21 protein-coding genes, 1 tRNA gene, 1 pseudogene and 1 riboswitch are annotated in these 22,330 nt (G+C 57.6%); of the genes and pseudogenes, 13 read left to right on the forward strand and 10 right to left on the reverse strand.

Annotation, left to right across the window (positions count from 1 at the left end; genetic code table 11):
• Window positions 1-162: 162 nt before the first annotated feature.
• The 8 genes from CIC12_RS11445 to CIC12_RS11480 all read left to right on the forward strand — a co-directional run bounded on the left by CIC12_RS11445 (window position 163) and on the right by CIC12_RS11480 (window position 6,289).
• Window positions 163-238 (forward strand) — tRNA-Arg (locus CIC12_RS11445).
• Window positions 239-341: 103 nt separating this feature from the next.
• The gene (locus CIC12_RS11450; RefSeq protein ID WP_168664230.1) at window positions 342-1,409 is read left to right on the forward strand and encodes a tyrosine-type recombinase/integrase; all 1,068 of its coding nucleotides are present in this window, start codon (window positions 342-344) and stop codon (window positions 1,407-1,409) included.
• A gap of 83 nt (window positions 1,410-1,492) precedes the next feature.
• The gene (locus tag CIC12_RS33055; protein WP_238812528.1) at window positions 1,493-2,032 is read left to right on the forward strand and encodes a hypothetical protein; all 540 of its coding nucleotides are present in this window, start codon (window positions 1,493-1,495) and stop codon (window positions 2,030-2,032) included.
• A 9-nt stretch (window positions 2,033-2,041) separates the two neighbouring features.
• Window positions 2,042-2,482, forward strand: coding sequence for a hypothetical protein (locus CIC12_RS11460; protein WP_168664231.1), 441 nt, complete (start codon window positions 2,042-2,044; stop codon window positions 2,480-2,482).
• Window positions 2,479-3,246 (forward strand): conjugal transfer protein TraW, encoded by a 768-nt coding sequence (gene traW / locus CIC12_RS11465; RefSeq protein WP_168664246.1) that lies wholly within the window; start codon window positions 2,479-2,481, stop codon window positions 3,244-3,246. Before CIC12_RS11460 ends, traW begins: the two co-directional genes overlap by 4 nt.
• 4 nt (window positions 3,247-3,250) lie before the next feature.
• The gene (locus CIC12_RS11470) at window positions 3,251-3,559 is read left to right on the forward strand and encodes a hypothetical protein (RefSeq protein WP_168664232.1); all 309 of its coding nucleotides are present in this window, start codon (window positions 3,251-3,253) and stop codon (window positions 3,557-3,559) included.
• Complete coding sequence (locus tag CIC12_RS11475) at window positions 3,556-4,077, forward strand: hypothetical protein (RefSeq protein WP_168664233.1); 522 nt, start codon at window positions 3,556-3,558, stop codon at window positions 4,075-4,077. Before CIC12_RS11470 ends, CIC12_RS11475 begins: the two co-directional genes overlap by 4 nt.
• Window positions 4,078-4,093: 16 nt before the next feature.
• Window positions 4,094-6,289, forward strand: coding sequence for a DotA/TraY family protein (locus CIC12_RS11480; protein ID WP_238812529.1), 2,196 nt, complete (start codon window positions 4,094-4,096; stop codon window positions 6,287-6,289).
• A 31-nt stretch (window positions 6,290-6,320) separates the two neighbouring features.
• Here the strand turns inward: CIC12_RS11480 and CIC12_RS11485 are convergent, their stop codons facing one another.
• The 3 genes from CIC12_RS11485 to CIC12_RS11495 all read right to left on the reverse strand — a co-directional run bounded on the left by CIC12_RS11485 (window position 6,321) and on the right by CIC12_RS11495 (window position 7,727).
• Entirely contained in the window at window positions 6,321-6,866 is a 546-nt protein-coding gene (locus tag CIC12_RS11485) for a hypothetical protein (protein ID WP_168664216.1), read from the reverse strand.
• A gap of 158 nt (window positions 6,867-7,024) precedes the next feature.
• Complete coding sequence (locus CIC12_RS11490) at window positions 7,025-7,300, reverse strand: nucleotidyltransferase domain-containing protein (protein WP_342030529.1); 276 nt, start codon at window positions 7,298-7,300, stop codon at window positions 7,025-7,027.
• A gap of 79 nt (window positions 7,301-7,379) precedes the next feature.
• Window positions 7,380-7,727: a hypothetical protein gene (locus tag CIC12_RS11495; protein ID WP_168664234.1), complete on the reverse strand. Its 348-nt coding sequence runs from the start codon at window positions 7,725-7,727 to the stop codon at window positions 7,380-7,382.
• Between the two features lie 301 nt (window positions 7,728-8,028).
• Here CIC12_RS11495 and CIC12_RS33060 point away from each other — a divergent pair.
• A pseudogene (locus CIC12_RS33060) lies at window positions 8,029-8,193 on the forward strand (transcriptional regulator); the annotation flags it as partial.
• Between the two features lie 953 nt (window positions 8,194-9,146).
• Window positions 9,147-10,265 carry a DNA cytosine methyltransferase gene (locus CIC12_RS11500; protein ID WP_168664235.1) on the forward strand — a complete coding sequence of 373 codons (1,119 nt, stop codon included), beginning with the start codon at window positions 9,147-9,149 and terminating at the stop codon, window positions 10,263-10,265.
• On the opposite strand, the gene CIC12_RS11505 is transcribed toward CIC12_RS11500, so the two are convergent.
• The 7 genes from CIC12_RS11505 to CIC12_RS11535 form a co-directional block, all read right to left on the reverse strand.
• Window positions 10,255-10,986, reverse strand: coding sequence for an MAE_28990/MAE_18760 family HEPN-like nuclease (locus tag CIC12_RS11505; protein WP_168664236.1), 732 nt, complete (start codon window positions 10,984-10,986; stop codon window positions 10,255-10,257). The two genes, CIC12_RS11500 and CIC12_RS11505, sit on opposite strands and share 11 nt — an antisense overlap.
• The gene (locus CIC12_RS11510; RefSeq protein WP_168664237.1) at window positions 10,983-12,059 is read right to left on the reverse strand and encodes a DUF262 domain-containing protein; all 1,077 of its coding nucleotides are present in this window, start codon (window positions 12,057-12,059) and stop codon (window positions 10,983-10,985) included. The genes CIC12_RS11505 and CIC12_RS11510 overlap by 4 nt, the downstream gene beginning before the upstream one ends.
• Window positions 12,060-12,166: 107 nt before the next feature.
• Window positions 12,167-12,595 carry a very short patch repair endonuclease gene (locus CIC12_RS11515; protein WP_168664238.1) on the reverse strand — a complete coding sequence of 143 codons (429 nt, stop codon included), beginning with the start codon at window positions 12,593-12,595 and terminating at the stop codon, window positions 12,167-12,169.
• Window positions 12,596-13,049: 454 nt separating this feature from the next.
• On the reverse strand, window positions 13,050-14,114 hold the full coding sequence (locus CIC12_RS11520; protein ID WP_168664239.1) for a GmrSD restriction endonuclease domain-containing protein: 1,065 nt from the start codon (window positions 14,112-14,114) through the stop codon (window positions 13,050-13,052).
• A gap of 2 nt (window positions 14,115-14,116) precedes the next feature.
• Window positions 14,117-14,737, reverse strand: a complete 621-nt coding sequence (locus CIC12_RS11525; protein WP_168664240.1) for a hypothetical protein — start codon at window positions 14,735-14,737, stop codon at window positions 14,117-14,119.
• A 566-nt stretch (window positions 14,738-15,303) separates the two neighbouring features.
• Window positions 15,304-16,017, reverse strand: coding sequence for a site-specific integrase (locus CIC12_RS11530; RefSeq protein WP_168664248.1), 714 nt, complete (start codon window positions 16,015-16,017; stop codon window positions 15,304-15,306).
• 728 nt (window positions 16,018-16,745) lie between these two features.
• Window positions 16,746-17,600, reverse strand: coding sequence for a hypothetical protein (locus tag CIC12_RS11535; RefSeq protein ID WP_168664241.1), 855 nt, complete (start codon window positions 17,598-17,600; stop codon window positions 16,746-16,748).
• 751 nt (window positions 17,601-18,351) lie between these two features.
• Between CIC12_RS11535 and CIC12_RS11540 the strand changes: the two genes are divergently transcribed.
• From CIC12_RS11540 to CIC12_RS11550, 3 genes are all read left to right on the forward strand, one after another.
• Window positions 18,352-18,846, forward strand: coding sequence for a hypothetical protein (locus tag CIC12_RS11540; protein WP_168664242.1), 495 nt, complete (start codon window positions 18,352-18,354; stop codon window positions 18,844-18,846).
• A 451-nt stretch (window positions 18,847-19,297) separates the two neighbouring features.
• Window positions 19,298-19,465, forward strand: a riboswitch (yybP-ykoY riboswitch).
• A 134-nt stretch (window positions 19,466-19,599) separates the two neighbouring features.
• Window positions 19,600-20,610, forward strand: coding sequence for a sodium:calcium antiporter (locus CIC12_RS11545; protein ID WP_168664243.1), 1,011 nt, complete (start codon window positions 19,600-19,602; stop codon window positions 20,608-20,610).
• A gap of 349 nt (window positions 20,611-20,959) precedes the next feature.
• A complete protein-coding gene (locus CIC12_RS11550) occupies window positions 20,960-22,330 on the forward strand; it encodes a flagellin N-terminal helical domain-containing protein (RefSeq protein WP_168664244.1) in 1,371 nt (456 codons plus the stop codon).

The following is a 22,330-nucleotide window of genomic DNA, read 5'->3' on the forward strand; positions in this document are numbered from 1 at the left end:
GGCGGGCTGTTCAGCAGGCGTTTACCCGGAGCGCAAAGGATGGCCCGAAGGTGCCGGAGCCCGCCATGTCGGCCGTCCGGTGGACGGTGTGGCCGAAACCGGGTATCCTTGCGGTCTCGCTTTGGCGTCGCATCCGTCTGGGTGCCGCGCTGTCGTGTTGAAGCGCCCGTAGCTCAATGGATAGAGTACTGCCCTCCGAAGGCAGGGGTTGCTGGTTCGATCCCAGCCGGGCGCACCAAATAGAATCAAGGGATTAGCAAGAATTCCGAGATTCGTTCCTCGCTCACTTCCCGAGGCTCCCGTAAATTTTCCGCACTAGCATTGCGGAGGGAACGGGAAGCATGCCAAGCATCATCAAGCGCTCCAGTCGGGGCACCACTAAATACGAAGCCCAAATTAGAAAAAAGGGCGGCGTATCGATCTCCAGAACATTCCCGTCACGTCGCGAAGCGCAAGTTTGGGCCGCAACCATCGAGAGCGAGATCGCGCGAGGAGTGTTCGTTGATCACACCAGCGCGGAGCGCACCACGCTCTCGGACCTCTTGGAACGGTATGGAAGAGAGATTTCGCCATACAAAAAAGGTGGCGACCTCGAAATCTTACGTATTCAGTGCCTCATCAGCGACCCCTTGGCGCGGACCAGGATCGCCGCGCTTACGGGTACGCATATCGCCCAGTATCGCGACCGACGGTTAGCCGGAGACACTAAGCGTAAGCCAGTTTCCGGGTCCACAGTCAATCGCAAACTCACCATCATCAGCCATGTGCTCACCATTGCCAGCAAGGAGTGGGGAGTCCACGTCCACACCAATCCAGTTTCCCAGATTCGCCGCCCGCGCGAAAACCGCGCGCGTACTCGTCGCCTTCGTCGTGGTGAAGAAGAGCGCTTGCTCGCTGAGTTGGGGCCCAATCCAGACGACGTTGCTCGTGGCTATGGGACCGGGGGCTGTCGTGGTTGCCGTAACGAATACATGCGGCCGATCGTCGTCTTGGCGGTTGAAACAGCCATGCGACGTAGCGAGATCCTATCGCTGCGCTGGAGTGACGTGTTTCTCGAGGAGCGCTACGTCCGCCTACACGACACGAAGAATGGCGATGCAAGGGATGTTCCCTTGTCGTCACGCGCTATCCAAACGCTGACCGAACTTTCAACCAAGGATCGCCGTATTGATGGTCGAGTGTTTCCCGTTTCCGCCGAAGCGCTGAAACAGTCGTTCGTCCGTGCCTGCGAACGCGCGGGCATCCGTGACTTGCGGTTCCACGACCTGCGGCACGAAGCGACCAGTCGACTTAGCGAACGCCTCGATAACGTTTTGGAGCTCTCGGCAGTGACTGGCCATAAGACGGTCCAAATGCTGAAGCGCTACTACCACCCGCGTGCGAGTGACCTGGCCCGAAAGCTCGGCTGATTGTTTCAAAAAGCGGCGTGTCGGCCGGCGGCTACCGGCCAACACGCCTGACCACAACTCACCTGAACAAGAGAGGTGAAATCATGGCTACCCCCATTCTACTGGCCCACCCCCTCAACGGCCTGCCACCCGATTGCGAACTGTCATTAGTCTTCGAAAGAGAAGACCCGTTTCATATGCCTCTTGAACGCTTGCAAACGCTAATCGAGCGCAGCGAACCGGGCGAAATGAGGGGCTACCTGTTTGGCTTGTATGACCTCCGCCGCGCCATCGTCTACTCAGGGGGCACTGACATGCGAATGGTCATTTGCACATGCCTGCTCGCTACCGCGTCGGCGTCCGCCTTTGCGGATCAACGCGCCGTCTCCGATGTGATCGCGGCCGCGGAGGCTGCGGCCGATGCTCACCATGCCGAAGTCACTGCGCAACTCGCGTCCGAAGACGACACGGCTATGGACCGTGTCGTGACGGTGTGTGACTGCGTGAACGGGGTATCGGTCTACCGTCAAACGACGCTGCGGCAGTACCTGAACGACGGCAAGGCCCTTGCCATGAAGGCGCGGTTGCTCGAAACGTTCATATCCGCTCCGACAGCGATGCGCCTGCTTTCCTTCTGCCACTGAGAAGCGCCCATGAAGCTGAGAAAAACCGTCCTATGCGCTGCGCTGGCCGGCACGACCATGCTTTCGACCAGCAGCGCCTACGCCGTGTGCGACGGTTGCGTGGTGAGCGCCGTCGAGCAATCCGCACTGACGATCGGCAACATCATCCAGGCGCTCGGTACATCGTTCACGACGCTATTCAACGAAATTGACACCGATATCGCGAGCGTTGGCACGAAGGTCTCGAACGCCGTTACGCGGGCGTCCGACTCGCAGCGCGAGATGGCGCTCGAAGTCCAGCGACAGCAGGAAATGGATCAGGTCGCCCGCGAAACAGAGTTGCCGATCGACCCGTGCGCCACGTCGCCGAGCAACTATGCGGTGCAAGCCGTTAGCGGCGCTGCCTCTATCTCGTCGTCGTTGCGTCCGGGTGGCTCACATGTGAGCTATACGCACTCGATAAGGCGCTGAACTCGCCGGCCCCGTCCGTTGAGGCTTCGCGTCGCGCTTCGGCGAGCATCCACTCCGACAACTACTGCACGCCGCTGGAATTGCAGCTTGGCTATGCGGGCTGCAAGGCATCGCAACTGCCCGATGGCGATGCGGACGTGGACTCCGTTTTCATCGGTGCGGGCATGCCCGGTAAAAGCGTCGATCTGACGTTCACGCAGCAGCAACAGGACGCGGCACGCGCCTACGCGCGCATGTCGATTGACGCGCAACCGCCACAGAGCATTAATAAGGCCGAGGCAGGCACGGAAGCCGGCAAGCTGTATATCGCGATGCAGAAGGCTTACCAGGCAAACATGTCGAGCGCGATGAAGCCGATCAATGACCTCATCGGTTCACGTCAGCCGTTCAACGGCAGCGCTCAACTGATTCAGGATCTCAAGCAGTCGGACGCCGCCGCGCAGTATTTCAACGCGACCGCATCGAGCGTCGCCAAGAGCACGGGCACGATGAGTCTCGCCGAACTCGAAGATTTCGAGGCAGGCCGCCGTTGGCGTAACCCGTACTGGCAAATTGAATTTGGCGCGATCGCCGACCCGACCAAGCTCATGCGCGAACTGCTGTTCGCCACGGCTTTCTTGGCCGACCAGACGCACGAGCACGTCGAATTGCAGCGGCAAACGAATGTGCTGTTAGGGCAACTGCTCGCAAACAATGAGCGCGGAGCCGATCGCACCGCGATCGAAACGCAGCTACAGCGCGTGCGCGCGACGAATGCGAGGTGATGCGATGACGCGAACTATCAACGATGTGTTCCGCGTGCTCGGGGCCTTCCCGTGCGTCTTGGCGCGTCGCCGCGCATGTGGTGGCCTCACACATGAGCAGTTTAAGGATGCCTGCCTGGTCATCCAGATTTGTCTTCTCGTGCATTGCTTTGTCGCCGCCTCGATCTGGTGGGCGCGTAGCCACGAAGGCGATCCGACGCGTTGGCTCGGTGTCGCGGTGGCCGTAGCGTGGGCAGTCTTTTTCTGGTGTTTCCTTTTGAAGCAGGCATATCAAACGGTCGAATACGCAGTGGCGCGGGAGATCCAGCGATGAGCAACGAAACGAAGAAAACCAGCATCGGCCGTCACGTAGCGCGTGCGAGCCTGTACATGGTCCCAGGCTATCCAGTCTATAAGGCGTTCAAGTCCGCCAAGGAGACGGCCAGCAGCGGGGCAAAGACGTTGCGCGATCTGCACAATGAACTCGAACGGCAACGGCCTACAACCCGGTACGTGCGAACCTATCGCGAAGCTCTTGAACGCCGTCCGGCCGACGCGCTGCCCCTGCCGCAGATCGCGAGGAAGTGTCTCAACAGCAAGAGGGTGTGCCTCACGATCTCATTCGCCTGCCTTTTGTATCTCATTTGGGGGGTGTTCGGCGGGGACAAGTTGGCCGTATTCAACAGCGTGTTTGGTGCCACGCTCCCGTTGCTTTTCACGGTCAAATACGAGCATCAACTATGGCAACTGGAGGTCGGCCCGCAACGGCCCGATGAGCCTCTTGGCAGCTACCGCGATTTCTTCCGCTCTCGCGGGGCGCTCCTGCGATTGGTCAATCCGCGCCTGTTTTAGACCACGGGGTATGTCGATGCTCAAGATACTTAAACGGGCTGCTGTGGCCGTCCCGCTCATCCTCGTAACAGCAACGTCCTTTGGCCAACAGGCGAGCGTTTCGATGGGCGATATCCAGAACGCAGCGAACCGCAGCGGCGACAAGTCCATGTCGCTGCTCGAAACGGTGTTCGGCTCCATCGTTCGCAATCCGTTAACTGCTGGAAGCGGTACGGGCAGCATGGTCGCGCAAATGTTTCTCGTGCTGAATTCGTGCATGCTCGCGGTCGGGGCGATCTGGGCCACGTACCATTTTGTCGCCTCGGTTGTAGCGACCGGCCAGGATGGCGAGTTCATGGGTCAGAAAAAGTCGTCGCCCTGGTTCGTGATTCGAACGTCAACTGGCTTTTCTTCGCTCGTTCCGGTCTTTGGTGGCTTCAACGGCGCGCAAGCGGTGATGTTGTGGGGGACGGTGCTCGGCGTGGGCATCGCCAATCTCACGATGGACGCCGCCCTGACCGTGCTCAACAGCGGCGGTTCGATGATCGCGACGCCGGCCGCGCCGCAAGCAACGACGTTGGCAAAGGCTCTTTTCGAAGCCAACTTGTGCGCGCAGGCCGCGAACACGGCCATCGATAACATGCCCAACGACACGGGCGTATCAGTCGATCCCGCCGAGAAATTCAACTCGGCCGGAACGGGGACAAAGATCGTCCTAATGAATCTGCGCGGCCTTTCATGCGGCGGAGCGGAAATCGACATTGCAGCCCCGGCGTCGCTGCCGTCGTATGACGGTATGGCGGTCTATGCGAACGATCCGAACCAGGCATATTCGCAACTGCTTGCCGCGCACCAAAGCGCGCTCGCAGCGATGCAATCAACGCTGGCCGGTGCCGCGCAAACCTATGTGTCTGCAATCAACACGCAGGGTCAGCCGGCCGACCCTGCGAACACCGTCAACCAAGCCGCACTGCAATACCAGGCCACGATCACAAAGGCGCTCGCAGATTCATCGAGCGGCATCAGCCAACTCGCAAGCGTCATCCAGTCGAACCTTCAGCGTGATGGCTGGGTCATGATGGGCACTTGGTATCAGACTTTCGCGCAGGCGAACTCTCAGCTAACAAGCTTGGCGAACGCGACGGCCGCCGCAGTGTCGGGAACCAGCCCCGACAATCTGCCTTACCCCCAGCTATACCGAAAAGTCAGTGCCGTCTACAGCCAGCAACTACAGCAGGATGCATCGGTTACAACGACGCCAGGCGCGTTGGACAACCTGTCGGTAGGTGTCACCGGAACGGACCCGAAAAGCATCCTCGGCAAGCTGGTCAACACGCAGGGTCTCGTGAGATGGGCGGTCAACCTCAACTCGGGACAAGGGCCAAACGGATTGACCAATCCGCTGATCGGCATGAAAAACCTTGGTGACTACATTCTCGACGCTGGCTGGACCGCGCTCGGCGCGTATGGTGTCGTCAAGGCTACGGTCGGTGCGGCGAAAGAGAGTACGGCCGGAAAGATTGCCGATGTGGTGACAGGTGGCATTACAGGATTGTTGACCGGCGCGGGCGACGGCTTATTGAGCGCTCTCGCCCCGTTCATTGTGATAATCCTCATCACACTGTTTTTTTTCGGCGCGATGCTGTCGATCTATATCCCGATGCTGCCGTTCATGGTGTGGTTCGGGGGCGTGGTTGGCTGGTTTGCTGTCGTTTGTGAAAGCGTCGTTGCCGCACCGCTATGGGCGTTTGCTCACCTTGACGGCGAGGGCGAAGGCATGGGCCAACGTACCGCGCACGGCTATATCTTCCTGCTGAACGTGATGTTTCGCCCCGTCTTCATGATGCTCGGCTTCATTTTTGGCGGGGCCGGCGTGGTAGTGCTCGGGACGTTGCTCAACACGATGTTCGGCGTAGCACTTGCAAACGCGCAATTCGACTCGACAACCGGGCTGGTGAGCATCATCGGCTACATCTTCCTGTACGTGAGCATGTGCCTCAGTCTGGTCAACGGCGCGTTTGCGCTCATCAACGTGATACCCGATCAGGTGTTCGCGTGGGTGGGCGGACAGATGACAGGTGCGGTTGGTCGTGACATGCACGACAGGTCCAAGGGAGTCTTTGACGCGGGTACGAAGCACGGGCAAGGATCTGCAACGGGAGCGCTCGGGCGTGGTGGTTCTCCCAAACCGGCCGGTCCGGGCACAGTACCGCCTCCACCAACAGAGATTTAATGCATAAGGCCCGTCGATGACGGGCCTTATTTCATTGCGCGAGCGCTTCGTTGATCGTCTCGATGCGCGCCTCGAACAGCGCATCGGGAATGATGTTGCGATCTCTGAAAGCATCGTCGTGCGTCGCCCCCTCTGCCTCGATCAGCAATCGAGCAAGCTCGATCAATTCCGGGTAGGCGCGCACCCTCGCTATCTCGTTATGAACGGTTTGCGAAAATGACGTTGCCTCGTGAGGCATGGCCGTTTTTGCAAGCAGCAGCGCACTGGCTACGGCCCGTGCCGCGTCGCTCACCAGGCGCGCGCCGTGGTCGGTCGATGCGAACGCTACAAGCCGGTCCATCAGATCGCCATGCGTGCCGTCCGAAAACACGTCCAACACGACCGCCTGCACGTCCGGGTCGGGCAGGTTGATGCGATAGCAGCGACCGTCGCCGGCGAGCCGCCCGGTTTTGCGGTCCATGTAGACCGGCTGTATGCCTTTCGCTTCAAGTTCGCGAACCGCCTTTTCAACGGCGGCGTTGGCGCGCTCGAAAAACTCCGGGCTTGTCATGTAGCGGCCTAGTTTATCGGCTGGCATAGCTTGTTCTCCTTTGAGACAAGCATACGCCTACGGGCCGGACCCTCGAAAGAGTTGACTTTTGTTTTTGCACCGAGCAGGCGCGACCAAATAACCTCAGTCCATCGATGAACGCGCGCGGGCAAGACGATGTGCCGGCCCTCAGCTTCCGTCTGGCATCAAGCTATCGCACAGAATTCCCTCGCGGGTAACGTTTGCGAACAAAGCCGGGTTCGAGAAGGTTTTGGGTGCCGCCATTCACCCTTCCACACGACAAGCGGTTCGATGAGAATGCTGGTATCGAGGAGAACGTCGAATGCGTCATCAGCCAATGCCAGTATCGCGTCGATCCTGCGCTCATGACTGTCGGCAAGTACGAGCGCTAGGTCAGCATCGCTGTCCGGGCGGTGATTGCCCTTGGCTCGGCTGCCGTACAGCATGACATGCCTGACCATAAACCGAGCGTCCAAGCGGACTAGGAAGGTGCGGGTCGCGTCTGCGGTCCTAGCCTCGATGATGCCCACGTTGCGCGGCTCATAACCGCGTCTGCGGCGCACGCGCCATCGTTACTGCGGTTTCAACAATAGCGTTTCTACGCGCCACGGAAACCAGCGGGTTTGACGGGCTGACCTTCGCGAGTTCGGCCGCCATCTTGTCCTGCAGGGCATCGAGCGCTTCCGCCCGCATCTGCATGGCCTGCAATTGCTGACGCAGGGCGTCCCGCTCTTGCTCGACAGTGGAAAGTTTGGCCTTCACCTTCTCTGCGTAGGCCATCCATTGCTTAGCCAAGTCCCCATTCTGCTCGGCGACCTGCCTGTTTTGGTCAGCGACGCGTCGGTTGCGTTGCGCAACGCCAAGCGTGTAAGCATTGAACTCAGGCATGACCGGGGCTCCCGTAGAGTGCTATCGACAGCGCGTTACTTCGCGAAGGCTTCGACCGATTGATGACGACTCGGCAAGTGCAATACTGCCTTGACACCCGCAACATCGCAACATAGCTTCTTTATCCAAGAGGCAATAACGACGACCAGATGACTTGATGCCGCGACCAATTAACCTCGCGGTTCCGAGCAGGCAGAGGGATATCCTGCCCATGTCGTCGCACTTACTTGGCATAACGCGCTTTTCAAGCGATTGACGCCCGGGCCGCTACACTCGGTGCATTCGACACCTTGGGCAAAAAATGGATATTCGACCGCTGCACACCGATGACGACTACCGCGCAGCGCTGGCACATGTGTCGGCGCTAGTCGATCGGGATCCGGAACCCGGCACTCCGGAAGGGGACCGTCTGGAAGTCTTGTCGGCCCTAGTGGAACGTTATGAGGCCGAGCATTTTCGGCTTGAACGCGGAAGCTGACATCGTGATGCACCTACCAATCGAAACGGCGACGCAACTCGGCCTGCACGCCAACTTGCCGCCCGAGAAATCGGAACGCGCGTGCGACGACGACAAGTGACAGGGGCGCCCGTGATCGAACGCAAACTGATCGGCCTAGTGACAGTCATAGGGCGGCCGTGTGGCTCGTGCGCGTCGTATTCTTCCGAACCGAACGACGCAAGCTCGACCTGGCCATGCAGGCGCTCAAGGACACCGGGTCGCCGCACGATGACACGCCCAGTGTCTAGGGGAATTCTGTCAGGCCCATCCAGATGCCTGGCTCGGCCAGCGCACTAATCAGCGCGACCAGATAACCTCACCAAGCTGCCGATCGTATGGCGCACCGAGGCGCACTGCGCGAGAAAGTAGCGGCTGACGGTCCGACTCATGATTACGTACAACGTCATATTTATGACGACCCGACGGCATAATCGGACATAAGCGCTGTTATGTCGTGAAAGAACTTGGCCTTATTCGGACGCCCTACAAGTGCGTGGAGCATACGTACCAGCGCACGGAAAAGACTTCTCTGACAAGAGGTTGGGCAGTACTCAGTGGTATCTGTGAAACATGAGCGGCTGAATCAGGCGCGTTGTTCTTCTGACCGCACTTCATACCTCCAAGGTACGCCGACGCGCCGAAAATCGAAAGGGCGAATTCACGGTCGGGCCGACACAAGTGCGATCAAATAACCTTAAGCGTCTGGCTCGAAAAGCGACAGAACTTTGGCCCGTTCGAGCCTCTCCAGCGATGCGCCGCTCGGGCCCTTGGCAGCCATCGCCAGCATCCGCTCCGCCTAAGATCACTGGCAGCCGCGCTGCCAGTCTCCTGAGCGGCAAGTTTTCGTATGTCAGGGAAAAGACAAAGCCCTGTTAAACTTACGCCCGACAATCTACAGTCGCATATATTTCTAGCCACGAATGAAGCGTATTCCCCCCTCTAGCAGTCGACGAGTTCCTCGCGAAGAGAAGATCGCGGCCGTGGATCTGTTTTGCGGCGTGGGAGGAAAGACGCACGGTTTCATAAGCGCGGGAATACCCGTTGTCGCTGGGTACGATATCGATGACACATGCAAGTATGCCTACGAAAACAACAATGTAGGTGCCACATTCGTGTGCAAAAGCGTGGAGGAATTGGCCCCCCCCGAGCTCGAGTCTTGGTATCCCAAGGGAACGGTCAAGGTACTCATTGGTTGCGCCCCTTGCCAGCCCTTCTCGACCTACAGCTATCGTTACGCCACAGCACCTGGCAAACGAAAGTCGAAGGACAAACGGTGGGCACTACTGTATCGCTTCCGCGATTTGATCCGCGCGGTAAGGCCGGAGATCGTATCGGCCGAGAACGTACCGGAGCTCGCAAGACTCAAGCATGACGTATATGTAACCTTCGTCAAAGATTTGCGTGACATGGGATACCATGTCACCGAAAGCATTGTCCGTTGCGCCGAGTACGGTGTGCCGCAAACGCGAGAGCGCTTGGTACTACTCGCGTCTTTGCGAGGCCCACTGAACCTTATTCCGGCGACGCACCAAGCCGAGAATTACACATCCGTCCATGACGCCATTGGTCACCTTCCGACCATTACCGCTGGTGGCCCCTGCCCGGCCAACGACCCAATGCACGTCAGCTCTAGACTTTCGCCTCTGAACCTAGAACGGATTCGCGCCACGCCCGAGGGTGGCGGTTGGCCCGATTGGCCGGAGCATCTCAAACTGGCTTGCCACAAGAGAGACTCTGGCGCCACGTACCCCAGCGTCTATGGGCGCATGCGCTGGGACAAGCTAGGACCAACCATCACAACTCAATGTTATGGCCTAGGGAACGGGCGCTTCGGGCATCCGAGTCAAGACCGTGCGATTTCGCTACGCGAGGCGGCGTTACTACAGACGTTTCCGTCGAAATATTCTTTCGCCGCCCCGGGTGACAAAATAATATTTCGACACATCGGCCGTCACATCGGAAATGCCGTGCCAGTCAAACTAGCCGAAGCAGTTGCATTGTCAATTCGGCAACATCTACGCGATTTCCCTACGTTGTAGCAAGATATTGCTCAAGAGCGATATATTCTTGAAACGCATTAATGACCGCGTCTAAATAATCGATTACTGTATTGGCAATCTTGCGAAGATCGCCAGTCGTATGGTCATTGCCACACTCAGAGAATGAGATTGCGCCATGTGCGAGCTTGTTTCGAAGATCCCGCACAAGCTTTAACGGTCCTTTGTTATCTCTGGCGGGACGCTTCACGGCGGTATAAATAGCTTTTGGCACAGTGAGTGTCATTCCGAGCTTTTCCGCCAAACCTTCAATCTCATCATCATCCCAGTTACCGCCGCCGCCTTTTGTAATTGATAGTTCGAGCGGCAGGAACCCGAGTAAGTGATTGCAAATCGCCATGGCTCGCTCTAAACGGTGCTCTGGCGAAAGGTCTTCGTGCGTTTTCGCAAACGAACGAACCCACTGTTTTCGCATTTCCGCCGAAAGTTCCCGTGCAGTCCTCGGTGGATCCCCCACGCCCATTGCCGCGCTTTCGACGGCGCTGATAAGCAAGGTGGTAGTCGACTCCACGAGGTTATAAAGATGCAAGTAGAGTCCGGCATAGAGAATTCGCTGCTGCAGGGGCGTGACTTGATGCTCCTCTAGTCCCACTTTGATTACCGGGACGCCAATTTGAAGACTGCGCTCGATGGTTTCCATTAACGCAAAATAAGCGTCAATCTCGCTTTTGCGTTCCTGAAATGCAGTGCGGACGCTGTTCATGCGACCGCCCCTAGCAGACTATCACGAACAAATCCAATTCGCCCCTCCAGTCGTCCGATCGCATTTGCGCCGTCCGACCGAGCTTCCTTGATAAACCGCTCCGACTTCAGCCACTCCTCCGTTTTCGCTGGATCTGGCTGCAAATCGGGTTTCACTTGCAAAGCCAGGTAGGTACCAATGGCAATGCCTTCAAAGCGCGATCGGGGCGTTGCCTTCCCTGTCGGCGAACGCCGAAACCCATAGGGAATAGCTTTCTGGACAAATGCCATCGTTTGATGAAAACGCTCCCGGTAGGCAGCCACCAATGAAGGATCTTCTTCAAAAGCTTTGTTTGTGTGACGCGAATACGAAAACAGGAATGGGGAAACCTCATCAGCATAGTCTTCCAAGCCATCACCGTAGGCAAAGAACCGCGTTACCAATTCCTCTGGCTCTCTTTCTTTTAATTGTTTTTCGCTCACCGGCGCCAAGGACTGGAATACTGGATCTTTGGCAAGCTCAACCACAAGGTCCAAAAATGGACCTCGCAGAGCACCACGCCGCACTTCGGCCTTATTTGCAACCTTGCTGCCAGTATTGATCCGCTCGAATAGATCAAATCGAGCCTCTTCATCAGCGAACTCGCTCAAAACTATCCCTCGGATTGAACGATTAAAGAGCTTTCGCTGACGAGCCTCCGGTAAATCGCAAAATCTAAACCCAGAAACGGCCGGGAGTTTCTCCAAATCGCCCAAAATCAATTCGTTATATACAAACTCTTCCAAGGTGCGCAAGCGTTGCGAACCGTCCACTATTTCCAATTTCCCGGTGACGGGATCTTCCCAGAAAAAAATAAATGGTATTGGCAAGCCCATTAATACCGATTCAATGAACCTCCATTTGCGTGATTCTTCCCACGTGAATTCACGCTGATAAGCTGGGACTATATATTCCCCCTGACGCGTCTTTTGCGCCAATATTTCAATCGTGAATTCGGTAATATAATATTCGATGCGCTTTGCGCGCTCTTGGATTTGCGCCTCTGCGGCATTTTTTTCTTCGTCTGTAAAGCTAAACAAAGATTCCTGTTCCATCCCTCTCCCCTAATTTCGTAACCAGCAGCGGACAAGGCGTTTAGTATAGCTCCACGGGGGAGCGAACATCGTGATAAAGGCGCCGGAAGCAAGGGGCGAAGGAAGCGCTATTTCGATCCTTCCGTCATACGCTCGGTCAGTTCGCGCTTTAGCCTTTGAAACAGCGTTTCGGCGTCACGAGTCTCACATTCCCAGACAACCACAACCCGCCATCCGAGCGCTTCTAAGTCGCTCGCGTTGCGTTCGTCTCGTTCAACGTTTCGATCGAATTTACTCAGCCAAAATTTCTCATTCGACTTCGGTGTTGTAGCGAATCGGCATCCGACGTGCCGATGCCAGAAGCAACCATGCACGAACAGACAGACTCTCAATTTGGGGAAGACGAGGTCGGGCCGTCCGGGCAAGTCTTTCCGATGAAGGCGAAAGCGAAATCCCATTGCGTGAGCGACCCGCCGGACGCACAGTTCCGGGCGCGTGTCTTTTTGCTTCACGCGGCGCATTACGTCACTTCTTCGCTCGGGTGTAAGCGTGTCCATGCTTTCTTTGATAGCACATCATGCGTCGCGGCGTATCGGAAGGGGTGGCAGCGCACCGGGAGGTGGTTGTAGGGACCGGCCGCTGTGGCCTGGCGATTGCGGGAGCAGCCACCGGGATTCTGTCGGAAAGGTGGGGGACCTCTATACCAGCATCCTCAAAGAGAAGGTGCTTCACTGCTCGCCCCGTCGGGAGCTTCGCTGCATTCCGGCGCTGAGGGTCCATGGTGGTTTGCGCGTCGGCAGTGGCCGCCGACTGTGGATATTGCACCTTCGTCGCTGTCCCTTCCGCATGAGCACGGTGCATCGTTGCCATTTCCGCTAACGACCGTTGCCCTTGAGAACGGGCTTGAGAGTTAAGCACGCGGACAACAGCATCTCATTCGACTGCCGCCGACTATGGCGGGCAGCCGCCGTCCTGAGACAGCCACCATGGCCACGGACGCTCATTGGGCACTCACTGTGCCGGAGGCACAATGTCGAACACATAATGGTTTAATGCATTGGCCCGCGCAACGCGACTTCCTCTGTCCGATGCAGCCCGTACGACCGATCGGCTGTACGCTAGGATATCTGCATTCAACCTTTCCTGATCGGGCTCGTCCAACCTCGCGAGTTCGTCAACCGCTGAACTGAAGGTGAGCAATCGTTCCGCGAACCGCTCGCGATCTTCAGCTGAAAACGGGAATTGGTCTGCCTTCTCTGCAAGGCACAAAAAGAGCGTATAGAAGTCAGATTTTTTCCGCCACCGCGTTCCAGCCAGACTCGGCAACAACGCAGAGATCTCGGCGGTCGTTGAGCGAAAAGTGCGAATTAACGTTTCGCGGTCTTCAAACGATTCCTCATAAAGTTGATAGTAATAGTCAAGCTTATCTTTCTTGTTTTGAGGTCCGTGAAGAAACGCAACTGCGAGTTCGCTAATATATTCGTGATCCAACATTCGGCGATGATCGTTCGCTGAAAAGATCCCGGCGTCTGTCCAAAATGCATCTTCATCAGCCATCATTTGAATGGCTTTTATGAACGGCCCCCAATAGGTGGCATTCCTCAACTCCTGGTCATTAAGTGAAACAACATTTCGGTTCAATCTGGAAAAGATCGCGCGGACGCTGTCTTCATCCATTGGCGGCAAAATTCGAACCACGAACTTGTAATTGAATACAGCCTTCTTGTCATCTGCGGAAAGCTCTTCAAATTTGAGTCCGCGCCATTGTCGAGTTACGTCATCACCTTCAAGCGCAAACGCTCCACTCAAAAAATCAAGGACGGCACGAATCCGTTGTTGACCATCTACAACGACATGTCGTTCATCACCGTTTTCATTCCCGATATCCTGCATGTATAGCTCGGGAATGGGTAGTCCGTTCAAGATCGTGTCGATCAAGTATGCCTTTTGAATGTCCGTCCATACGGGATTACGCTGAAATGGTGCGGCCAATACAAGTTCTTCAGCGTCATCTGCCTTTCTAAACCAATTGACCGTCCGATGAGTTGTGTGGAGGAAATTCTCTGCCTGTGCCATGTTTAATCCTCAACTTCTATGTCCGTGGTCGCGATCGATTCCGTCAACATGCTTTCGCGCAGCCTACCTATTCCGTAGGCCTGATATTGGCGAAGTGAATCGTAGTCTTTATATATTCTTAATTTTACATCGCGCCCGTTCGCAGGATTGAGCGCACCAACTTTATCCAAAGCCTTTTGCCAAGTCTGGCCAAATGGTAGCAACGGCAATATTTTATCGGTTGCTATCGTTCCGGAAAATACATAGTTGCTGCTGTGCATCTTTATCGCGTTGCGGACATCTTGAGTCAAAGAAAGCCACGATGGACGCTGATAGCGAAGATAACGCCACGCCATCTCAAAGTGGTGCGAGCTAATCACGCCGCAATCAAAATCAGATCTGTCATCGAACTTCCTGAACTTCTTCGCCGGGTTCAGGCTGTATCCTATCGCCCCGCTCCCCGTTAAAACAATATCGTGAGGGTCCACTTCCAGGCCATTTGCCAGCGTTGTCTTCCATGAAATCCACAACGCCATATCGCTAGAAAAGGCGAATGGAATAGGCTCAAAGAGATAATGCGAGACAAAATCTCGAGGGTCCTTTTCCAAAATGGCCTTCTGCAAATCTGCTACGTGATTAAACACATCTCCCCCAAAGCACTAGGACCACGTCCGCATCGTTTTGACCGCAAATCGTCGCACAACTCGTTTGTGCTCGCAATCAGCTCATATGTCGTGAGCTCCGGGAGCGCAACGATCTTGCTGGTCCAGTAGATCTTGGAACGCCGAGGTGGCTTGAACTGGCGCTTGACCCGGTCCAGGGGCCGCGAAGCGGATACTTTTTACACGGCCGTACGTGTTCACGGACCAGAGATTGCCCAGGGGAAGCGAAAGCCAATCGGCCTAAGCGTTGGTCGGGCGAACTCGCTTGCCGCGCCTCATTTCGTGCATAGATACCCTGTTGTTCCAGAAGCCACTCGACCTCCAGACTTCATCCGCGCCGTATGCCATCCGCAGTTTCTGGCCAGCGGCTATGCAGCGACGAACTTTCGCCGAACCGGAGGTTATTTGCTCGCGCACGCGAATGCGTCGAAATCGACGCGTTTATGACGCAACCCTACGAGTGCCGGCGTCACCACATCTCTCGACTTACAGCTTTGAGGCAGAATCGACGCAAAAACAACGCATTAGCCTTTGAGTATGTCGAAGGGTCAAACCGGTTTGTGGCCGCGCCGTTTCGCACTCGCCATTTTAAAGCGGGCCAGACGGTCCACCTTCGGCGAGTGCTTAATTGGTCGCGCAGTGTCTGCGAAAGGCGCCGTAACACGGCCGCCACGACCTTTTCGACCGTGAATGGCGTGTCCGTACCTTCCGATGCTGTAATCGCTAAGATGACCCATGACTTTGGCTGCGTGCTCTAGTGATACATCAGGATCCGCCTTCATGTCGGAAGCGATCTGGTGCCGGAAACAATTTGGGCTGACACGCGTCCGTAGTTTTGGGAACGTGCTCTTCCCCAATTGCACAATGCTGTTGTAGAGGTAGTCCTTGTCGTGCGCGATCGCGAACGGGCCCGTGCCGTCAGCGGCATCCCGACTTGCGAGGGCATGTAAGAACTTCAGCGCAGGGTTCGCGCCTGCGTCTATCGCGAACGCCAGTGTTCGCATCGGCTGTCCGCGCTCGCGTCCGCCTGCATCAATGCATTTTGCGCCCTTGATTCGAATCGCAAGGAGGTCTGCACGCACGTGGACAACCACGCCGGCCGCGAGTTCTGCCGAGCGGCACCCAGTGAGCCAGAGCACAGCAAGTGCGGGGAGCAATTGCGGCCTAGATTGCCGCCATTCTGGTCGGCATGCCTGCTCCCATAAGGCCTCCCGCCAATCAGCAGGAAGCAGCTTGAGTGTGGGCTTCTTTGCTTTTCCCATTGTTCTCATCCATTGTCTGGCGTCCATCTTGTATCCGCTTTCAGTCCTGGCCGGGGCTCGTAGCGGATCGATTTCCAGATCGTTAGAAATCGGTCAAAAACCACCCCCGAGTCGCATTGCGCCTCGACCCCTGAGGGGTTGGGGCTCGCACTGTTTCAACCACAGCTCGCCATGTCTTCGCATGTCGTTGTTGTGGCTGAAACAGAACGAGCCCCCTCTTGTCCGACATCTGCGTCGGACAAGAGACCGACACGATTTCGGCGCGTTGGAAATCAAGTTCGGCCTGTGCTCGGCAGAGAAGAATTCGCACGAATCGTGGCCGCCGCAGTTGGGTTTCGGTAATGACGTGCGCTGCCCGCAAACCGGCCTTGTGCCACTGCTATGGTCATTCCCGCGCCCGCCCATGGACGGCTGCGCTGCCCACACCACGGGGGTGTGGACAGCGCCGGCTCGCTGGCCGGCGTCCCGCAACCGACCACCGGCTCCCCGCGACGATTGCCTTCAGCCTGACGCGCCGCGATGCGGCTTGCCCAAGTGACAGAAGTGCTCCGACCACAAGCCCCCCTCTGCAAGCCAAATCGGTTGATCGACGGCGAGGCGTCGGCTAGCGCCGCGAGCCCGGATTGAGGTGCACGGGCACCGCCGCCCGCAGGGCGGTGGGAGAGTACCGACCGGCACGCAGTGCCGGACAATCCGGCTCCCACACTCCCAAATGTTTGGTCTCGGGGTCATATCCCGCGACCCTTCGCAGCGATGGCGGCCACCGTTTCATGCAACCGCCCTAAATTCGCTTCAACGGTTTCGCGTGACGCCCTAGGAGGTTCGGTGACCGACAAGGCCGAGAACTGCAATGGACCTTGTCTTCTCATCGTGATCGCGCGTCCGAACTCCGGTATGAAGCTTCCGTTCTTGTATTGGCTAATCACGCTATTGAGCCACCCGCGCACACTTCCGACCGCACTGTGCGTTCCTCTCGCCGCAGCCTCCAATCGACCAACCAGTTCGTCGGCAATCTGCTGGCCGGCGTCACTATTCAGCTTGGCTTGGGTAAGCAGTGTGATCAAAATGTCACGGTGCTTCTCTGCCGAGCCGCCCACTACCACGGAGACAGGCGTTTCAAGCGTGCTGTCTCCGCCGCGCTGTCCATCCTTGGGCGTTGTAGGGGTGGTTATTTTGCTATTGGTGCTTTCTTCGCTTGGTATTTCTTTATTGCCGGGTTTTCCGGCGATGGATGAGCCGGAGCCGGTCACGCCATCGCCGGAAAACCCGGCACTGGTGTCGAGCGTTCTTGCTGGTGTTGGATGGAAGACAATGTTCCACTCCCACTGTCCACCATGTCCGTTGCGCTGCTGCCGGTGAAGGTAGCCGGCTCCTTCCAACTCGCGGGCAATTCTTTGCCAGCGGTCCTTTCCCAACGTTTGATACTGGGGTCGCCCGCTCTCAGTGTTCGGCGTGATTTTCCCGAGCCGCTTGCGAAGGGCTTCGACCGAAATTTGCCAACCTTGCGGCTTAATGGCCAGCCACGCGGCGACGGCCCTGCTGTCGAGATCCAAGGCCGGATCTTCAAGCAAAGCCTCGGGCACTGAACCCCACCTCTCAGTGTGGCGTACTTGTACGACTCCGCCCGTGTGGTGTGGAAATTTTCGGTTGTTCATTAGAGGGCAACGTTGAAGCAGCGGATATCGGACGACAGGAATGCGAGCGGTGACCGCGCCAGTGCGGCGCTGAATCTCGATGTTTTGACTATCGGTTCCTCATCCACGCTCTGACGCAGCCCAGATGCCACCTCAAACGTCCAACGCGGAGGTCAGGCAACGGCAGCCCTGAAACCTTTCGTTGTCTGATGCTGTTGACGGAGAAGCCCGTCAGTGCCGCGAACTCGGCCACATTTATGAAGGTGTCGTCGCCGAGGAGACTCAACCGCGCAGCGAGTTCCAGTTGTTCGTTGCTTCGCATGTTTTTCATAGCACACCTACGTGTTGATTCACGAAGATTCAGGTTGTTGCAAGAGGTGAACGAACGGTAATATGCAGACCAATGAGGGAACAGGAACAAAACTCGGAAATGTGGAGCTACTTGCCGCACTTAGCTGCGAGGGAAGATCTGCAAGCGTTCTTTTCATGGCGTCTTGGAAGCGAGGCGCAGGCGCGAGCGTCAACGGACGTTACCTGCATGCTCCGCATGCTCTTAAGTGCGTCCGGGTTCGCAAACCTCAGCCAGTTGGAGGAGTGCCTCAACGGCACTGACGCCGGCGCTAGGTTCAACGACGGCTACTTGAAGCAGTACGTCAACTGGGGGAAAGGTCGGAGACCGGCCAGAGGAAGCCCCAAGCGCATGCGTGTCAGTTTTGGCGATCGCGGCGGAGTCGAGGCAGGCGCTCTCGTACTTGTCGAGGCTGCATGGCAAGCCAATATTATCGACACGGCCCGAGCCGGCGGTCTGTTGATCGCGCTCGATAGGGAGGAAATGCTCGGCAAGTTGGCGCAGGCATGGCGCTCAAAGAAGCGGGCTTACCCGACCACGCTCAAGAGTTGGCAGGACGTGTGGAAGACAGCCGAAATCGAAGCAATGGCCGTATGGAATCGTCGAAGTAGCTGGCACAAGGATGCTGTGAGGTCCATCATTGCAGCGCGGGCAGAGGATCAAGCCATGGAATTCGCTGCTGAGTGTCAGACGGATCGCGATCACCAGTTGGTTTCAGGGAATTCCGTAGTAGGCTCTGGATGCGTCGAGGAAGTTGTGTCTACCGCGTCCGAGTATCGGATCGGCATGGTGTTAACCGGCGGCACCGCGACCATGCGCGCAATGATGATCGCCGAAGACCTCTAAGGGGACCGGCCGCGATCGCCGCGATAGCGCTGCGGCTACCCGCAAAATGCCCGTAGCGAAGGGGGTAACCTTTGCTAAACTACGTGGGGCTTAGGTTGACGCTTGCTCAGATAAGCATCTGATAAAAAAGCAGTTTCACTTGTAAGTTACTGAATTTATTACGGGTTCTTCGCGGACTCCGAAGGCAGGGGTTGCTGGTTCGATCCCAGCCGGGCGCACCAATTCTGGCCGAAAATTCCGGCGCTGGTTTCTCGTTTCACCTCCCCCATCCCTGCTGCATCCTCCAGTTCCTCGCGCATCGCAGTCATCGGTTTGGCGTGACCTCAGATCCATCGACTCGCATTTCCACATTCGCACTCCCCGCGTCCTATCCACGAGGCGAAAACCCAACGCGCCTCGCTGCCGCTGTCATGTGCACAAGCTTGTTGAAAGCGGCACCTGCGATTAGAATCCCCCGGTCACTGGGGAGTAGCCTTCCTTCATCCCTTGAAGGAGAGCGCGTCAACATACTTGGCCTGCGGGTCATGGCGCGTTCGACCGGTTCGGTTTGGCGAGACCATTGACGTACTGCCTCGTTCTGGTCGGACGGGTGGCGGTGCGTCATTGGTTCGTCACATACGTCCGACCGTGGAGTTGCCCTGTGAATCACCGTAGGTTTCCGTCAAGTGTCCCGACATACTCCTCGCATGTTGTCGCATCGGCTCATCATCCAGCGAGCAGCCGTGCTTTCGACGCATGCGCCGGGAGCCTTGCATGACCGGTTTGCTTGTCGAACTCGCGATCATGCTGCTCGTCATTCTGGTAGCAGCCGAACTCTTCACCAATGCGCTCGAACATCTCGGCGAACGTCTGAAAATCTCCGAAGGTGTGACTGGCTCGCTGTTCGCGGCCGTCGGCACCGCGTTGCCGGAAACGCTCGTGCCGCTGCTTGCTATCGCGGGCGGCACGAGCGACAACACCGTCAACCATGAAATTGGCGTCGGCGCGATTCTCGGTGCACCGCTGATGCTCTCCACGCTGTCCACGTTTCTGATGACGCTCGCCATTCTTGGCGCGCGCGGAGTCAAGGGCTGGGTCGCGCCCGAGCGCACAGGCTTCACGCGGGACCTCAACTATTTCCTGTGCGCTTTCGTGCTGGCCGCCGCGGCGATGTACGTACCGCATGAGCAGATGCTCGTGCGCGCGCTCTTCAGCGTCGCGCTGGTGGGCGTCTACGTGACCTACGTGGTGATGACGTTTCGCGCATCGAATCAGCTCGTCGACGCCGGGCACGGCACCGAAGCGCCCGGCAGGATGCTGCTGTCGCGTCTCGGCTTGCCGACCAATTTCGCGACCATCGTGCTGCAACTGATCGTCGCCGTCGCGTTGCTGGTGTGGGGGGCGGAGGGGTTCATCCACGGCGTGCGGGGGGTGTCGCAAGCGGTGGACGTGTCGCCGCTGCTGTTGTCGCTGCTGATCATTCCGATCGCCACGGAGTTGCCGGAGAAGGTCAACAGCATCCTGTGGATCCGGCGCGGCAAGGACACGCTCGCGTTCGGCAACATCACCGGCGCGATGGTCTTTCAGGGGACGCTGTTGCCTGCGATCGGCATTCTACTGACGCCGTGGACGCCGCGTATCGAAGTGGTGACCGGCATAGTAATCACGTTGGCCGCGGCCGCATGGTTGCGCGTCAATGTGCGCGAGCGCGGTGTGCCGGTGTGGGCGCTGCTTGTATGCGGCGTGCTATACGCCACCTATCTGGTGGTGACGCTGACGCGTTGACCGGGGCGGCCACGCGAGTCGGCGGTTCGAGTGCCCATCCGATGAGGGGCGGTGTGGCCAGATGAGGCTGGATCCATCGGGCGGCCGACTGTCAGCGGCCTCGACCGGTCGTTAACGGCGGCAATCTGGCGGCCTTGAGGCCTTCATCTGCAACTTGCCTGCTCGATCCGGCATGCCGATATTTTCGTCTGCAGAATCGGCCAATATGCGTGTCGTCCCCATAAAGTTTTTCCTGGACGGGCCGTTACCACAAACAAGGCGGGCGGCAAACGAACATAGCTGCCTCGTTCGCTGATGCCTTGATCTATATGGCATGTAACGGGCTGACGGCCCCAACAGGAGAATTTTCATGCTCGGAATTAACAGCAACATCAACTCGCTGGTTGCACAGCAGAACCTGACCGGCTCGGGCAGCGCACTGTCGCAAGCAATCACGCGTCTGTCGTCGGGCAAGCGCATCAACAGCGCAGCGGACGACGCAGCAGGCCTGGCCATCTCGAACATCATGCAGACCCAGATCAACGGTCTGACGCAAGGTGTGTCGAACTCGAACGACGGCGTGTCGATGGTGCAAACCGCATCGAGCGGCCTGTCGTCGCTGACGAGCAGCCTGCAACGTATCCGCCAGCTCGCAACGCAAGCGTCGAACGGTAGCATGACCGATACCGATCGCGCGGCGCTGCAACAGGAAGTGACGCAGCAGGTTTCGGAAGTGAACCGTATCGCATCGCAAACGACGTACAACGGCATGAACGTCCTCGACGGCTCGTTGGGCAACGTGTCGTTCCAGGTTGGCGCAAACGTCGGTCAGTCGATCTCGCTGAATCTGTCGCAGTCGATGTCCGCTGCTTCGATTGGCGGCGGCGTTCCGGCAGCGGGCAACACGCTCGGCTCGTTCTCGGTCTCGCTGGATAGCGCGGGTGCTGCTGCGGCGGCTCCGGGCATCACGTCGATTACGGCTTCGTGGGATACCTCCAAGAACGCGGTCTCGTACACGGACCAAAACGGCAACGCTATCACCGACGCATCCACGATTTCCTACTACACGGCAACGACGACGGGCACGACCCCGACTTCAGCGAGCGATCCTTCGGATACGCTCGCGGTTAGTGCCAACGCTACTACCACGCAGATCAACGTGATTGCTGACGGTAAGGGCGGCTTCACGCTCACGGACCAAAACGGTAAGGCGTTGACTACCGCTGTTGCTACCGCAGCTTTCGCGAGCGGTACGGTTGCTACGGACAGCGACGGCAATACCACGCTGACTGGCGAAGACGGTGCGACTATGGCGACCGACATCGAAGCGGTCACGGACGCTGGCGTCACGACTGACGCGAATGTGGTGGCTGCGGACAAGGTCACTGACGCAGTGGGCGCGACAATCGACAAGCTGAGCACGTCGAACACGGTTTCGCAGATCGACATCTCGACCAAGGACGGCGCTTCGGCAGCAATGCTGACCATCGACAACGCGCTGAACGCTGTCAACAACCTGCAAGCAACGCTTGGCGCGGCGCAAAACCGCTTCACGGCAATCAGCACGACGCAGCAAGCCCAGTCGACCGACCTGTCGTCGGCACAATCGTCGATCCAGGACGCCGACTTCGCGCAAGAAACGGCTAACCTGAGCAAGGCGCAAGTGCTGCAACAAGCTGGTATCTCGGTGCTGTCGCAAGCGAACTCGCAACCGCAGCAGATCCTGAAGCTCCTGCAGTAA

This window comes from Paraburkholderia sp. SG-MS1 (assembly GCF_012275575.1).
Lineage (GTDB): Bacteria > Pseudomonadota > Gammaproteobacteria > Burkholderiales > Burkholderiaceae > Paraburkholderia.